Source organism: Catalinimonas alkaloidigena (assembly GCF_900100765.1).
Lineage (GTDB): Bacteria > Bacteroidota > Bacteroidia > Cytophagales > Flexibacteraceae > Mooreia > Mooreia alkaloidigena.
In genome coordinates, this window is the sequence record NZ_FNFO01000013.1 from 1 (window position 1) to 14,351 (window position 14,351).

Here is a 14,351-nt window from a genome sequence, read left to right on the forward strand (position 1 = left end):
CAGCCACCAGCCACCAGCCACCAGCCACCAGCCACCAGCCACCAGCCACCAGCCACCAGCCACCAGCCACCAGCCACCAGCCACCAGCCACCAGCCACCAGCCACCAGCCACCAGCCACCAGCCACCAGCTACCAACTACGGGCCGCAGTTTGCGGGTGCTGAACGTATAGCGCTGCCAGGTCTGCGGTTCGTGGGCTTCGTAGGTGCCGTTGCCGTTGGCATCTTCTCCAAATTTCACCAACAGCACGTCGGGGTCGGGCGTACGCTGGTACTGCAGGCACGAATGCCCCGGCAGTCGCAGCGTATAGCGATGGGTCCGGTCGAGCGAGTGCACAAAAAGTTGTTGCAGATCGGTCGCGTTCAGCCGACCATCCTGGTTGCTATCCTGGTCGGTAGCGACGACGTAGAGCGTAGCGTCTTCCACCGCATAGCGCTGAATGCCCAGTGGCTCCTGAAAGACCCGCACGGCCTGATCGTCTTCCCAGGCGGGGTGCATGCGGTACAGCACCAGGTTGCTGCATTGCTGTGCGGTGGTTTCCGGAATAAGAAACAGGTGCTGCGCCGAATCGAGTAGTTCGGCACGACCGAGGGAGGGGCCGCTGGGCGACGGCCGTGGCGTAGACGGCGTGGGAAGGGTCACGTGCGGATGACGCCACGACTGGACGAGCCGCGAACCGCCTTTGGCGACGAGCCAGCCCGAACAGGCCAGCAGGCAGGAGAGGAAACCGATGCGCAGGAAGTGACGTGCCTTTTTCATGGGTGCAGGGGGATAAAGTGAAAAAAGGTAGAGGTCAGCGCATATAGTTCGTAACGACGCGGGGGCGTGGATATTGGGCGAACGATTGGAAGAAGGCCCCTGAGCCTTTACTTTCGTCCCATGAATTATTGGTTAGTCAAGTCCGAACCCGAGGCTTTCTCGTGGGATCAGTTTGTGCAGGATGGCAAGGCGATGTGGGATGGTGTTCGTAACTATCAGGCACGCAATCACTTAAAGGCGATGCGTACCGGCGATCTGGTAATGTTCTACCACAGCGTGAGCGAGAAGGCCGTCCGGGGTGTCGGGCAGATCACGCGCGAATTTTATCCTGACCCTACCGTAAACGACGAGCGCTGGGTAGCGGTCGACCTCAAGCCGGTCTACCGACTGAAAAATCCCGTATCGCTGGCGACCATCAAACAGGACGAACGGCTGAGCGGCACCGCCCTGATTCGGCAGTCGCGGCTGTCGGTGATGCCACTCACCCCCGACGAATTCAACCGGATGCTGGAGCTGGGCGAGGCGGTCGAGTTATAAGCGACCAAGCAGCCACGTGTGTAGTTCCTCTACCGAATGGACCAGCGCGTCGGGGCGGAGGGAGGCCAGCTTTTTAGGCTCGGCAAGGGGCGTAAGCGCCACCGATACCACCGGAATCCCGACTTCCTGCGAGGCCAGAATGTCGCTCGGAGCATCGCCCACGTACACGGCCTGCGCCGGTTCCAGTCCCCACGCCGTCAGCATCGTGCGTATGCCGTCGACCTTGCGGGGCCCCTGGGGCGAGCCGGTTTCGATGTGCTCAAAGTAAGGGGCCAGCGCCAGGCGGTTGAGGGAAATTTCGGTGCTTTGCCGGCCTTTGCCCGTTACCAGCCCGATCCGGACATTTCGCGATTGCAAGGCTTCCAGCAGAGCGACAATGCCCTCAAACGGATGAGGGTATTCGTCGTGCAGCGTTTCGTAGTGCGTGAGGTAGGCACGCAGGCAGGTATCGTAGTGGGCGGGCGCCAGTGCCTGAATGGTGCCTTCTTCCGAAGGACCGAACGTCGCCACAATTTCTTCGTCCGAAAGGGAGCGCCCGGTGGCGGGTTCGATGGCGTTGCGGAACGCGGCGATGCACAGCGGAAGGGTATCGGCCAGCGTGCCGTCAAAATCAAAAATAACTGCCTGTAGCATAGGGAAATAAAAAAGGAGATTGCGGTGGCAACCTCCTGGAAATACGTAGTAGAGAAACGTTATTCGATGGGCATCAGCCAGCCGTGCGGATCTTCCGCGCGCCCGTAGCGCAGGTCGTCGAGTGCCTTGCGCAGTTGGTCGCCCACGGCGTTGTCGGTGGGACTGGGCAGGGGCAACTCTTCGCCCTGGTAGCTGATCATGGCAATCGGGGCCAGGGTGGCGGCCGTCCCGATTCCGAACGCTTCCTGCATTTTTCCGTCGCGCAGGGCCGTCACGACCTCATCGACCGTGACGCGGCGCTCTTCTACCGAGATGCCGAGGTCGCGGGCCATCTGCAACAGGCTGTTGCGCGTGATGCCGTGCAGAATGGTTTCGCTGGGCTGCGGGCTGATCAGCTTGCCGTCGATCACGAACGCCAGGTTCATGGTGCCGGCTTCTTCAATGTACTTGTGCTCCAGACCGTCGGTCCAGATCAACTGATGGAAGCCTTGTTTCTGGGCTTTCACGGTAGGGTACAGCGCGCCTGCGTAGTTCCCGGCCGACTTGGCGTAGCCGGTGCCGCCCGGAAAGGCCCGTGTGTATTCCGTTTCGATTTTCACCCGCACCGGTTCGCTGTAGTACGCGCCTACCGGCGAAGTGAAAATCATGAACCGATACGTATCCGAAGGACGAATGCCGATGTACTCGTCGGTAGCGAACATGAACGGACGGATGTAAAGCGACGACTGCGGGCGGTTGGGCACCCACGCTTCGTCGAGTTGTAACAGCTTTTTGAGGCCGCCTACAAAGATCTCTTCCGGAATGGTCGGCATGCACATGCGCTCGGCCGACAGGTTAAAACGCGCCCAGTTGGCCGACGGGCGGAACACCCGCACCTGCCCGGCATCGCTCCGATACGCCTTCAATCCCTCAAAAATGGTCTGACCGTAGTGAATCACCGCCAGGGCCGGATTGAATTCCATCGGGCCGAAGGGCACAATGCGCAGCTCCTGCCACTGTCCGTCGCGGTAGTCGGCAATGAACATATGATCGGAGAACTGACGGCCAAACTTCAGGTTGTCCTGATCCAACTCCGCCACACGCGACTGCGGAGTGTTTTCTATCGAGATATCAAGGGAAGTATCGATCATGATGGTATGCATTCGTTGGAAGGGGCAAGATACGCAAATCAGTGCGAAAAAATGTGTGGCCGCCGCCGGTTTCTGCCGAGTTTTCTTCGCTTACAGGCTTCTGGAAACGGAAAAGGACACCGTTGGCGGGAGCTTCCCGCGGCGCAAAAACTATCCTGGTGCCCAAGCAGGATAGTACCTTATAGTACAGAAGAGTACAGTACGGATGCAGCACACCTCATCCATACTTTCGTGATACTGAAAGTTTCGAAGTGGCTACTTCCCCAACCACTCGTTTGAGTGCACCTCGGTAGCCGTTTTGAAGCGGACAAGTCTTGTCGAAATTTTGAGGATCTGCCTCCGTTCCGAACGCTTGTTTCGGAAGCCTGATTCGTATTGCTCTGAAAATTTTGATGGTTGCTTTTTGAGGCATGCCCGCGGCGTATGTGCGGGACCGGTATGCCTTGCTCAAAACACTGGCGAACTACTACCCTACATAATCTGATAAACAACGAACCTATGCAAGCTACGCACGTCCGCTACGGAGGAACCAACGAAGAAGAAATCGCACTCTGGCGTCAGGTTGCCAAAGAAAACCAGGCCGCGTATGCGTCTCTTTTTAAGCGCTACAGCCAGATCCTCTACGGCTACGGATTGGGCATCTGTCCGGACGAAACCCTGGTCGAAGACTGCATTCAGGAGTTTTTTATGCGGTTGTGGGCGCGTCGTAAGTCCCTGTCCGAGCCGCGTTCCGTCAAAGCGTACATGCTGGCGTCGGTCCGTCGCCTGATTTTGGAGGCGGTAGAAAGCGGCCACAAACGCACCCGCCGGTATCAGTCATCGTACTTCTATACCACCACCACCGACCTGTCGTACGAACAGTTGCTGATTGAGAGCCAGCTGGTCGAACAGCGCAATCAAATGTTGCAGCAATACCTGGATCAGCTCACCAACCGGCAGCGCGAAGTAGTCTATTTGAGGTTTTTCCAGAACAGTAGTTTTAAAGAGATCAGCGAAACGCTCAACATCGATTTGCAGTCGGTGCGCAACCTCCTGTGCCGGGCCCTCAAAAAAATGCGTGAAGCGTCCGCCGTTATGGCCGAAGTCGCCTGACGTTTGAGGGCGCGTTGCGGGCCGCAGCGTCTCCGCATAACAGTAGACGTACGCGGGTGGCGAGGCCCCATGCCGTGTCCCCGCACTACCGGATCGATCACGTACTTTCTTCTCTAACACTAACACGGGTGTGTTCTGGCGAAAGCGGAGCACACCCGTTTTGTAGGATGCCGCCGCGGTATGACCTCGCGCGAACCCCTTCTCTAATTTTAGTAAGCATCGCCTCGCCCGTAACCTTTTAGGGAGTGGGGGGCGGCGCGCTGTCGTGTTACTGGAAAGCATTACCCCACAAGTCCATCTGTATGTATTTTGCCACTTCTCTTGTTTACACGTTGACACGATTCGTCGCGCCGCGCCGAGGGCGCCGACTGGGTTGCATCGGCCTTGTGCTGCTGTTGAGCACGGCGGGCGGGCCGGGAGCCCAGGCCCAAACTGCCGTGGGGGCCTACCGTTCTGGTTTCAAACACGAGGGCAACGTCGTCTCTTTTACCACTACCGAAGCCCGCGTCCGGCTGGAGTTCTGCACGCCCGGCGTGGTGCGCGTCCGCACGAGTTGGAACGACACCTTTGCCGAGAACGAACCCTGGATGGTGGTGCGCTACGATTGGCCGCCCGTCGCCGTACAGGCTACGGAAGAAACGGAACGGTTTGTCCTGACCTCCGCCCAGTTACGCATCACCGTACAGAAAAGTCCGTTCCGCATCGACGTGGCCACTGCCGAGGGTTCGCCGCTGCTGCTGGAATCAGGCACCGCGGGGGCCACGCAGGAAGCTGACACCGTCGCCTGTCGGAAGCAACTGGGCGCCGACGAACACTTTTTCGGCTTTGGTGAGCGGATGGATTTTCTGGACCGGCGCGGCCGCAAAACGCGGCTGAACGTTGGGCGGGGGCAGGGGCTGCCGCACATCGTCGGTGCCTACAACGTATTGGAAGCCAACTATGCGCCGGTGCCGTTTTTTATGAGCACGCGTGGGTACGGCCTCTTTTTCCATACGGCTTACGCTACGAACTGGGACATGGGGGCGACCGATCCGAACCAGTTGCAATTCGGGGCCGAAGGGGGCGAACTGGACTACTACGTACTCTACGGCCCCACCTTTCCGCAACTCCTCGACCACTACACCGATCTGACGGGCAAAGCGCCGCTGCTGCCCAAGTTCGCGCTGGGGTTGCACGTCGGTACGTACAGCGGTGGCACCTGGGGGCACGAAGAGCTGACGTCCGATCAGTACGTGGTGGCCCTGGCGCGCCGGTTTCGGCAACTGGGGATTCCGATCGACGTGCTGCACCTCGATTCGACCTGGCGGCTGTTCGGGAAGAACGGGGGCAAGGGCGCTACGACGTTCGAGTGGCGCGAGACGTTCCAGCATCCGGAAGCGATGTTCGACAGTCTTTATGCCCTGCACCTGAACGCGGTCGGGCTTCACCTGCGGCCCCGTTTCGACAACGGCCGAACCATGAACCTGCTGGCGATGGCGCAGGAAAAAGGATTTACCTACCCCGAGGAAGACAACCCCGGCGAATTTGTCAATTTCTTTGATTCCAGCGCCGTCAACTGGTGGTGGGACCATGGCGTGATGAAGATCGCTTCGCAGGGCGCGATGTTCCTGAAAACCGACGAAGGCAGCGCGTTTGGCCACCTGGCGAACGAAAGCGAAAAGGTCGGCCCGACGGGCGAAGAAGTAAAGCGCCTGCACAACCTGTTTCCGCTGGCCTATGCCAAAGCCCCCTATGAAAAGTTTCAGGCCTACAACGGCATCCGGGGCATGAACCACACGCGCGAGGGCTACGCCGGCATCCAGCGCTATCCGTTCATCTTCGCGGGCGACTGGCCCAGCGAGTGGCAGTATTTCGAGCCGGTGATCAGAGCCGGGCTGAACATCGGGCTGTCGGGCGTGGGCCACTGGGCACACTGCATGGGCGGATTCGAGCACAACGCCGACCCCGAACTCTACATCCGCTGGTGCCAGTTCGGGTTGCTGAGCCCCGTGGCGCACCTGTTCGGGATGGACCATCCGGGCTACAAAGAACCCTGGAACTACGGCGAAGAAGCGCTGCGGATTTTCAAGCAGTACGATGCCTTCCGCTACCGGCTGATTCCCTATCTCTACAGTTACACGTACGAGATGCACAAAACCGGTCTGCCGCTGATGCGGGCGCTGGTGCTCGACTACCAGTACGACCCGAACGTGTACGAACTCACCGATCAGTACCTGCTGGGGCGCGACATGATGATCTGCCCCGTGACCGAGAAGGGCGCGCAAACCCGCGTGGTCTACCTGCCCGAAGGCACCTGGTTCAACTACTGGACCGGCCAGCGCTACGAAGGCAAGCGCTACCTCAACGTCGTTACGCCGCTCGATACGCTGCCGATTTTTGTGCGGGCCGGGGCCGTTATCCCCCAGCAGCCGGTGGTGCAGTACGTCGGCGAAAAACCGCTGGACGAACTGACCGTCGAACTGTTTCCCGGCGAAGCGGCCTCCACCTTTACCCTTTACCAGGACGACGGCAAAAGCCTTGAGTATCAGAACGGGGCGTATGCACTTTCGACCTTTCGCCTGGTGCCGGAAGGAGCGGGGTTGCGCCTAATCCTGGCATCGCCCGAGGGGGCGTACCGGCCGTCGCCTTTTGCGTACCGGGCGAAGATCCACACGGACCGCGCACCGCAGGAACTCCGCGAAGGAAAAAAGAAACTGCCGTCTGTGGCGTCGCTGGGCGACCTCGACAACGGACCGGGCTGGTACTACGATGCTGATCAACACGTGTTATGGATCAAACCCAAGGGCAAGAGCAACGCCACCGTCGAGGTGGTGGTCCGCTAATCGTCATGCCGATGCTGCACCGACTTTTGCTGTGGGGGGCGTGCGTGAGTGTTGCGCTAAGCAGCGCGGCGCAGCCGCTGACCCTGCCGCTTCAATTTGATTTCGGAAGTGGTCAGGCCGCTGCGGGCTACCGGCAGGTGCTGCCAACCACGACGTATTCTCCGGAACGGGGCTACGGCCTGGCGAGTGAGCAGCCGGTCAAGAGTCGCACCCGCAAGGGCAACAATCCCCTGACCGACGATTTTCTCACCTCAACGCAGCCGTTCTACTTCGTGGTGGATCTGCCCGAAGGGAATTACGAAGTTACGCTGACGCTGGGCGACCCCAAGGGCACGTCCACGACGACGGTGAAGGCTGAATCGCGACGGCTGATGCTCCACCACCTCCAAACCGCGCGGGGCGAGCAGGTGACGCGGACGTTTACAGTCAATGTCCGCACGCCCCGGATCAACGCGGAAGAGCGCATCCGTCTTAAGCCGCGCGAGCACGACTACCTGAACTGGGACGACAAACTCACGCTGGAGTTCAACGATGCGCGTCCCTGCGTGGCGGCCCTGGAAATCCGCCGCGCCACTGCGCCTACCACGATATTCCTGGCCGGAAACTCCACGGTGGTCGATCAGGAGACCGAACCCTGGGCGGCCTGGGGACAGATGTTGCCTTCTTTCCTGAAGCCCGATGCGGTTGTGGCAAACCTCGCCGAATCGGGCGAGACGCTGGCGGCTTTTCAAAGTGAGGGCAGGCTGGCCAAGGTGCTGAGTATGATCCAACCCGGCGATTTTCTTTTCATTGAGTTTGCGCACAACGATCAGAAGAACAGAGACCCCGCCGCCGGCGCTTACCGCGGCTACTCCGACCGGTTGCGCGAGTTTATCCGCGAGGCCCGCGCGAAACGGGCGCATCCGGTGCTGGTCACGTCGATGCACCGCCGCCGCTTCGACGAAGACGGCCACATCATCAATACGCTGGAGGACTATCCCGACGCGATGCGAAACGTCGCGCAGGAACTGGACGTGCCGCTGATCGACCTGAATGCGATGAGCAAAACTCTATACGAAGCCATGGGCCCCGAAGACACTAAAAAAGCGTTTGTGCACTACCCGGCGGGCACGTTCCCCGGTCAGGACCAGGAGTTGAAAGACGACACACATTTCAACCCGTACGGCGCGTACGAAATGGCCCGCTGCATCGTGCAGGCGATTCAGGAGCAAGGCCTGGCCGTCGGGCAACTGTTGCGTGACGCAATTCCCCCGTTCGATCCGGCGCATCCCGATCCGCTGGCGATGTGGCACTGGCCCGACAGTCCGAACGCCAGCCTCGTGAAACCGGACGGGAATTAAATCGAAAGAATTGATTAGCGTTTTTTCTTGAAAAAGAGAGGAGCCAAAAGAAGAACTATACTCCAACTGGCCAGTTGTGCCGTCGGCACCAGCATGAGCGCAAGCATCGGATCGCCCCACCTGCCCACCAGACTGAAGGCCGCCCCCACTAAAAAAGACACGGCGAGCGTCAGCCCCAGACCCGTAATTGCCCACAGCATGGGGTTACCCTTTGACTTGTAGCCGAGATAGCCGTATAACAGCGCAATGAGCAGGGCGATTATCATGTAGAATATAGCCAGGAAATAGGGTACCTCTCTTATCGTGCGAAGCTGGGGTGCCTACCTCAAAAGTATCTATAAGTACCTTCTTGTTATGCTCTCACCAGGTCGTATACGTTACAGTTCAGGCGTCATTTTTCCCTTAATTCTTACCGGCATAGGTTTACGAAACTTTTTAGGCGGTGCGAAATAAAAAAAGCTTGCTGGCTTGTGTAGTGTCAACGTACAGTAGAGTACAGCACACTAGCGCGCCAACTCCTGATTAATATTATACTCAACGTACGCGGTTGTAACCACCAATCCTTACCTACTAGCGCGCTCCCACCACATGACAGCCCATAGTACACAAATGACCGATTGGCTTACGCGGATTGCTCACCAGAGCGATCGGCAGGCGTTCAAACAACTTTTTGACCTGCACTTTCACGGGCTGCATGCGTTCGCCTTGCACCTGGTGAAAAACCGTGAGGTGGCCGAAGAAGTCGTTTCCGATGTATTTACCAAAGTATGGGTGAACCGCGCCACGCTCCTGCAAGTGCGCGACGTCAAAGCCTACCTCTACACGTCGGTGCGTAATCAGGGACTGAACCAACTGGCCCTGCGGCATCATCAGATGCAGACCCGCACCACCGACCTGACGTTCGACCTGGCGGCCGACAAATCGCTGGGACCGGAGCGCACGCTGTTGTACCAGGAAATGGAGCAGGAGGTGCAAAAAGCCATCGGGCAATTGCCCGAACGGTGTCGCCTGATTTTTCAGATGGTCCGCCAGGAAGGCTTTAGCTACAAGGAAGCCGCCGAAATTCTGGGCATTTCCGTCAAAACGGTGGACAATCAACTCACCATCGCCACCCGAAAGCTGGCCGAATCGCTGCGACCGTACCTGGTGCAGCGGCAACTGGCGCACTAAAATTTTCCCACTCAAATTTTTTTAGTTCTTTTTAGGGGAACGTTCTACGCCTCCGGTCTATAGCCGTAGACCGATGATCTCATGCTGGACGACTCTCACATGTGGACGTTAATTGCCCGGGCGCTGGCCGGCGAAGCAAGCGCAGACGAATTGCGTCGTCTGGATGCCTGGCGCTCGCAACATCCGGACAACCAGCATCTGTACGAAACGGTGCGTGACGTCTGGACCCACCCGCCGTCGTCGTCGGCCGGGACCGGTGCCGCACAGCGCGTCTGGGAACGTACGCAAGCCCGCATGGAAGCTGCCGAACGGCAGAAAAAAGTCGTTTCGATGCCGTGGTGGCGCATGGCGGCCGCCGTTGCGTTGGTCGGTACCCTGGGACTGGCGGCCTATCAGTACGGCTGGCGCAGCGCTGAGGCGATTTCGCGCGTGGCTCAAACCGAACAGTTGGCGGCCACTCTGCCCCATGAAGCTCCGCAGTTTGAGGCGGCCGCTGTGCCCGTGACGTACCAGCAGGCGCAGAACCCGAAAGGGGTGCACACCGAATTGCAACTCGCCGACGGTACGAAAGTGTGGCTCAACGCCGACAGCCGACTGGCCTATCCCACCACCTTTGCGGACGACCGGCGCGATGTGTACCTGATTGGCGAAGGCTTTTTTGAGGTTGCGCCCGACAAGCAACGTCCGTTTACCGTCCACCTGGAAACTGGCGAAGTCACTGTACTGGGAACGTCGTTTAATGTGCGGGCCTACCAGGACGAAACCGAAGTGACCACGACCGTGGCCGAAGGAAAAGTAGCGTTTAGTCCGGAACCGGAAGCCGATAAAAATGAACCCCTCGGCGAAAATCCGGCCACCCGGCGGACGCTTTTAACGCCTCATCAGCGGGCAGTCTATTCTAAAAAATCGGCGGAAGTGCGCAAGGAAACCTCGGTTGCCGACCTGGATTACGCCTGGGTAAACCGGAAGCTTGTTTTTGAGGAAACGCCGTTCGATCAGGTAGCCCGAACGCTGGAACGGTGGTATGGCGTGCGGGTGCATCTGGAAACACCGCAACTGCGCAACTGCCGGTTGACCGGAACTTTTGAGAAGAAGGAGCTGAGGGAGATCATGCACCTGATTTCACTCACCCGAGACGTCGACTATAAATTCACACCGCAGGGACTGCTTATTACCGGAAGCGGGTGTTGAGGAACTACACCTTCTTTTGAGCGGCCTGTAAGCTAACATAAATTTAGTACGGACTGGCTTTTTACTGCCCGATCTGCTTGCCACAAGCGGAGGGAGACCGGCTTTGCTATACGTCAATTTCACCCAACTCAGAACGAACCTATGATGAAGCATTTTCTACCACCTACCCGCCCCGGCAGACGCCTCCGCTTGCTCTGCGGGCGCCTTCTGATCCTGTGCACACTCCTGGGATGGGCCGCGCCTCCTACGCGAGCGCAGGCACTTCTCGCCCACAATACCCTGGCACAAGTCGAGAAAAGCCTTACCCTGGACTTCAAGGACGAAAGCCTCAAAACCATTCTCAAAAGAATTGAGAAACAGTCGGGCTACTCGTTCATTTATACCAGCAAAAGCCTCGATGCCTACCCGCGGCAATCGTTGCACATCGAAGGAGCGCCGTTGGAAGCAGTCCTCAAACAACTGTTTGAGCCGCTGGGCATCCATTTTCAGATCGTCGACGATCAGGTCGTGCTCAACACACGGCAAAGCGCCAACCGACATGCACTGACCCTGCCGGTGCTGCGGGTACCGGCTCCGTTGCTCGCTCAGGTGACGGTTGCGGGCCGCGTAACCGATGCGGTGGGGGAGGGCATCCCCGGGGTGAACGTCCTGGAAAAAGGCACCTCTACCGGCACCATTACCGACGTGGAAGGGCGGTATACCCTGAACGTGGTGGGGGAGTCGTCGGTGCTGGTTTTCAGCGCCGTAGGCTACATGCAGCGGGAAGTTACGGTGGGGAACCAGACGGCGATTGACCTCTCGCTGGAAGAAGACGTGCGCGCCCTGGAAGAGGTCGTCGTGGTCGGCTACGGCACACAACAAAAGAGCGACATCACGGGGGCCCTTTCGTCGGTATCGGCCAAAGAAATCGAAGAAATTCCCGTGCAGAACCTGACGCAGTCGTTGCAGGGACGTGCCGCCGGTGTCGACGTGGCCGCCGGGAGTTTCAGTCCCGGTTCGGTGCCTTCCATTCGCATCCGGGGCAACCGGTCCATTCTGGCCAGCAACGAGCCGCTGTATGTCGTCGACGGCATTCCGCTGGCACCGGGCACGGGCCTCAACGACTTCAATCCCCTCGATGTGCAATCGATCGAAGTGCTGAAAGATGCTTCGGCTACTGCCATTTACGGGTCGCGGGGCGCCAACGGCGTCATCCTGGTGACCACCAAACGCGGTAGCAAGGGCGGCTTTAAAGTAAGCTACGACGGATGGGTCAGCTTCGACTCGCCGCTCGTGAAACAGGACGTGATGGACGGCGGCCAGTTTGCGCAGTTGCGGCGCGATGCGCAGTACAACAAAGGAACGGAAGGATACGCTACGCCTTATCCCGATCCGGTGCAGGATTCGCTGATTTTCTCCGGCGTGCGGGGCTACGGCGACATTTACAGCTGGCAGTCGGTGGCGGCGGGCTATCAGTGGGCCGACCGCGCCAACCTCGTGCCGCAGATGCGCCCGACTACTCCGGAAGAGCAGGCCCGGTGGGGCGTGAGTGAAGTGCCCGTCTACAATCCCGATAACGTACGCACCACCGACTGGCAGGACATCGCCCTGCGCAACGCCATTACGCAGAACCACCAGGTCAGCATCGGCGGCGGCGGCGAAAACATCCAGGCGCTGTTTTCTGGCGGCTACCTGAACCAGGAGGGCGTGAACATCGGCCAGAATTTCACCCGCTACAACGCGCGCCTCAGCCTCGACATGAAAGCCAACGAAATAATCACGGTCGGCGGGGCCATCAACGCCAGCCTCGGTGTGCAGGAAAACGGTCCGGACATGTACGGTCGGGCTCTGGGGCAGTTGCCCATTTCTGTGCCTTACGACGCCAACGGCGAGTACATCCTGAATCCGGGCGGGGACATCAACATCGTAAACCCGGTGCTCGATCCGTCCAACGTCTTCAGTCAGAACCGCATTTCGCGCTTTTTCGGAAGCTTTTACGGCGAAATCCGCTTGTTAAAAGATTTGCGGTACCGCATCAACGTCGGGCCCGATTGCCGGCAGGATCGCTGGGGATTCTTCCAGGGGCAGTACTCGGCGGCACAACAGGGGAACGGCAACGAAGCCCGCTACGAACAGGGGCAGAACTTTACCTACGTGGTGGAGAACCTCCTGTTCTACGATAAAAACTTCGGCGACCATACCCTGGGAGTGACGCTGCTGAACAGCATTCAGGAAGACCGCAGTGAAGGCAGCACCGTACGGGTACGTAACTTGCCTTACGATACGCAGAAGTGGTATAACGTCGGCACCACCGACGAAGGCGCTCCGGTGTCGTTCGGCAGTTCCTTTGCTATCCGTAGACTGAGATCGTATATGGGGCGGGTGAACTATTCGTTCAAAAACCGGTACCTGCTGACGGCCTCTGCCCGGTACGACGGCTCGTCGGTACTGCCTTCCGGTAACAAGTGGGATGTATTTCCCTCCCTGGCCCTAGCGTGGAAAATGCAGGAAGAAGCTTTTCTGCGCAATGTCGATTTTGTGAACGAGCTGAAACTGCGCCTGGGGTACGGGACGGTGGGGCAGTCGAGTATTGCACCTTATCAGACCGGCGGCACACTGGAGCGGTCCATTTACCTCTGGAACGAAACGGCCGCCTACGGGTACGTACCCGCCACGATCCGGACCCCGGGTCTGAGGTGGGAAAGATCCACCACCACGAACGTAGGGCTGGACTTCGGATTGTTCAACAACCGTCTTTTCGGGACGGTGGAAGTCTATCGAATCAATACCAACAACCTGCTGCTGCCCCGCTCCATTCCCGAGGTGTCGGGCTTTCCCAGCGTGCTGCAAAACATCGGCGCTACCCGCAACACCGGCCTGGAGCTGTCGCTTTCGTCGGTCAACCTGCGGACGCTGGATGACTTTACCTGGGAGACAGACGTGATTTTTACCACCAACAAAGAAGAGATCGTGAGGCTGTCGTCGGGTGCGCAGGACGACATCGGGAACCTCTGGTTCATCGGGCAACCCATCAACCAGGACACCCGCAACCCTACCGTATACTACGACTATCAGTTCGACGGCGTCTGGCAGATCGGGCAGGAAGACGAAGCCGCGCTCTACAACAGCGTGCCGGGCGACATTCGGGTGGCGGACATCAACGGCGATACGACCATCGATGCCAACGACCGGGTCGTGATCGGTTCCAACCGCCCCAAGTGGTCGGGCAGCATCAACAACCGGTTCCGCTACAAAGGCTTCGAACTGTCGTTCATGCTCTACGCCCGCATCGGGCAGATGATCAGCAACAACGCCTACCGCATGGGGCTAGGCGGTCGCTACCAGTCGCTCGACCTCGACTACTGGACGCCCACCAATCCCACGAACGAATTTCCGCGCCCCATCGGCGACGTCGACATTCAAACTTACGGAACGGCCCTGCGCTACCGCAACGGCTCGTTCATGAAAGTGCGCAACATCTCGCTGACCTATGCGCTGCCCGCCAGCGTGGTGACGGCCCTGCGGGGCAGCAGCATCTCGGTCTACGCGAACTACGTGAACCCGCTGCTGTTCGTCTTCGACGGCTACAAGGCCGGTGATCCGGAGGTTACCAACCCGACCGACGCGACCCCGAGTGTGAAGAGTCTCATCTTCGGCGTTCGTGCCAGCTTCTGATGTTCCATCCCCATTTCGCATCCT

Annotated in this window: 11 protein-coding genes; 7 read left to right on the forward strand and 4 right to left on the reverse strand. The window is 59.0% G+C overall.

All coding sequences use genetic code 11. The annotated features are described in order from the left end of the window. A partial coding sequence (locus BLR44_RS28735; RefSeq protein ID WP_143017467.1) for a hypothetical protein occupies positions 1-758 on the reverse strand: 758 nt, incomplete at its 3' end. 120 nt (positions 759-878) lie between these two features. On the opposite strand from BLR44_RS28735, the gene BLR44_RS24940 reads away from it, so the two are divergent. Continuing rightward, positions 879-1,295 carry an EVE domain-containing protein gene (locus BLR44_RS24940; protein WP_089687366.1) on the forward strand — a complete coding sequence of 139 codons (417 nt, stop codon included), beginning with the start codon at positions 879-881 and terminating at the stop codon, positions 1,293-1,295. Here BLR44_RS24940 and BLR44_RS24945 read toward each other — a convergent pair. Together BLR44_RS24945 and BLR44_RS24950 are read right to left on the reverse strand one after the other, a co-directional pair. Next, entirely contained in the window at positions 1,290-1,928 is a 639-nt protein-coding gene (locus BLR44_RS24945) for an HAD family hydrolase (protein ID WP_089687368.1), read from the reverse strand. The genes BLR44_RS24940 and BLR44_RS24945 overlap by 6 nt on opposite strands. Positions 1,929-1,987: 59 nt before the next feature. Then, on the reverse strand, positions 1,988-3,058 hold the full coding sequence (locus BLR44_RS24950) for a branched-chain amino acid aminotransferase (RefSeq protein ID WP_176956200.1): 1,071 nt from the start codon (positions 3,056-3,058) through the stop codon (positions 1,988-1,990). Positions 3,059-3,556: 498 nt separating this feature from the next. On the opposite strand from BLR44_RS24950, the gene BLR44_RS24955 reads away from it, so the two are divergent. The 3 genes from BLR44_RS24955 to BLR44_RS24965 all read left to right on the forward strand — a co-directional run bounded on the left by BLR44_RS24955 (position 3,557) and on the right by BLR44_RS24965 (position 8,312). After that, positions 3,557-4,150: an RNA polymerase sigma factor gene (locus BLR44_RS24955; protein WP_176956201.1), complete on the forward strand. Its 594-nt coding sequence runs from the start codon at positions 3,557-3,559 to the stop codon at positions 4,148-4,150. A gap of 302 nt (positions 4,151-4,452) precedes the next feature. After that, complete coding sequence (locus tag BLR44_RS24960) at positions 4,453-6,972, forward strand: glycoside hydrolase family 31 protein (protein WP_089687373.1); 2,520 nt, start codon at positions 4,453-4,455, stop codon at positions 6,970-6,972. Between the two features lie 11 nt (positions 6,973-6,983). Beyond that, positions 6,984-8,312, forward strand: a complete 1,329-nt coding sequence (locus BLR44_RS24965; RefSeq protein ID WP_089687713.1) for a rhamnogalacturonan acetylesterase — start codon at positions 6,984-6,986, stop codon at positions 8,310-8,312. Between the two features lie 14 nt (positions 8,313-8,326). Here the strand turns inward: BLR44_RS24965 and BLR44_RS24970 are convergent, their stop codons facing one another. Next, positions 8,327-8,578: a hypothetical protein gene (locus tag BLR44_RS24970; protein WP_089687375.1), complete on the reverse strand. Its 252-nt coding sequence runs from the start codon at positions 8,576-8,578 to the stop codon at positions 8,327-8,329. A gap of 343 nt (positions 8,579-8,921) precedes the next feature. On the opposite strand from BLR44_RS24970, the gene BLR44_RS24975 reads away from it, so the two are divergent. The 3 genes from BLR44_RS24975 to BLR44_RS24985 all read left to right on the forward strand — a co-directional run bounded on the left by BLR44_RS24975 (position 8,922) and on the right by BLR44_RS24985 (position 14,327). Continuing rightward, positions 8,922-9,482, forward strand: a complete 561-nt coding sequence (locus BLR44_RS24975; protein ID WP_176956202.1) for an RNA polymerase sigma-70 factor — start codon at positions 8,922-8,924, stop codon at positions 9,480-9,482. A gap of 81 nt (positions 9,483-9,563) precedes the next feature. Then, positions 9,564-10,673 carry a FecR family protein gene (locus BLR44_RS24980; RefSeq protein ID WP_089687379.1) on the forward strand — a complete coding sequence of 370 codons (1,110 nt, stop codon included), beginning with the start codon at positions 9,564-9,566 and terminating at the stop codon, positions 10,671-10,673. A gap of 141 nt (positions 10,674-10,814) precedes the next feature. Continuing rightward, positions 10,815-14,327 (forward strand): TonB-dependent receptor, encoded by a 3,513-nt coding sequence (locus BLR44_RS24985; RefSeq protein ID WP_089687381.1) that lies wholly within the window; start codon positions 10,815-10,817, stop codon positions 14,325-14,327. Positions 14,328-14,351 lie beyond the last annotated feature (24 nt).

Coding starts and splice junctions, on each gene's coding strand:
- BLR44_RS24940 (WP_089687366.1), top strand. CDS start 879: ATGAATTATTGGTTAGTCAAGTCCGAACCCGAGGCTTTCTCGTGGGAT.
- BLR44_RS24945 (WP_089687368.1), bottom strand. CDS start 1,928: ATGCTACAGGCAGTTATTTTTGATTTTGACGGCACGCTGGCCGATACC.
- BLR44_RS24950 (WP_176956200.1), bottom strand. CDS start 3,058: ATGATCGATACTTCCCTTGATATCTCGATAGAAAACACTCCGCAGTCG.
- BLR44_RS24955 (WP_176956201.1), top strand. CDS start 3,557: ATGCAAGCTACGCACGTCCGCTACGGAGGAACCAACGAAGAAGAAATC.
- BLR44_RS24960 (WP_089687373.1), top strand. CDS start 4,453: ATGTATTTTGCCACTTCTCTTGTTTACACGTTGACACGATTCGTCGCG.
- BLR44_RS24965 (WP_089687713.1), top strand. CDS start 6,984: ATGCTGCACCGACTTTTGCTGTGGGGGGCGTGCGTGAGTGTTGCGCTA.
- BLR44_RS24970 (WP_089687375.1), bottom strand. CDS start 8,578: ATGATAATCGCCCTGCTCATTGCGCTGTTATACGGCTATCTCGGCTAC.
- BLR44_RS24975 (WP_176956202.1), top strand. CDS start 8,922: ATGACCGATTGGCTTACGCGGATTGCTCACCAGAGCGATCGGCAGGCG.
- BLR44_RS24980 (WP_089687379.1), top strand. CDS start 9,564: ATGCTGGACGACTCTCACATGTGGACGTTAATTGCCCGGGCGCTGGCC.
- BLR44_RS24985 (WP_089687381.1), top strand. CDS start 10,815: ATGATGAAGCATTTTCTACCACCTACCCGCCCCGGCAGACGCCTCCGC.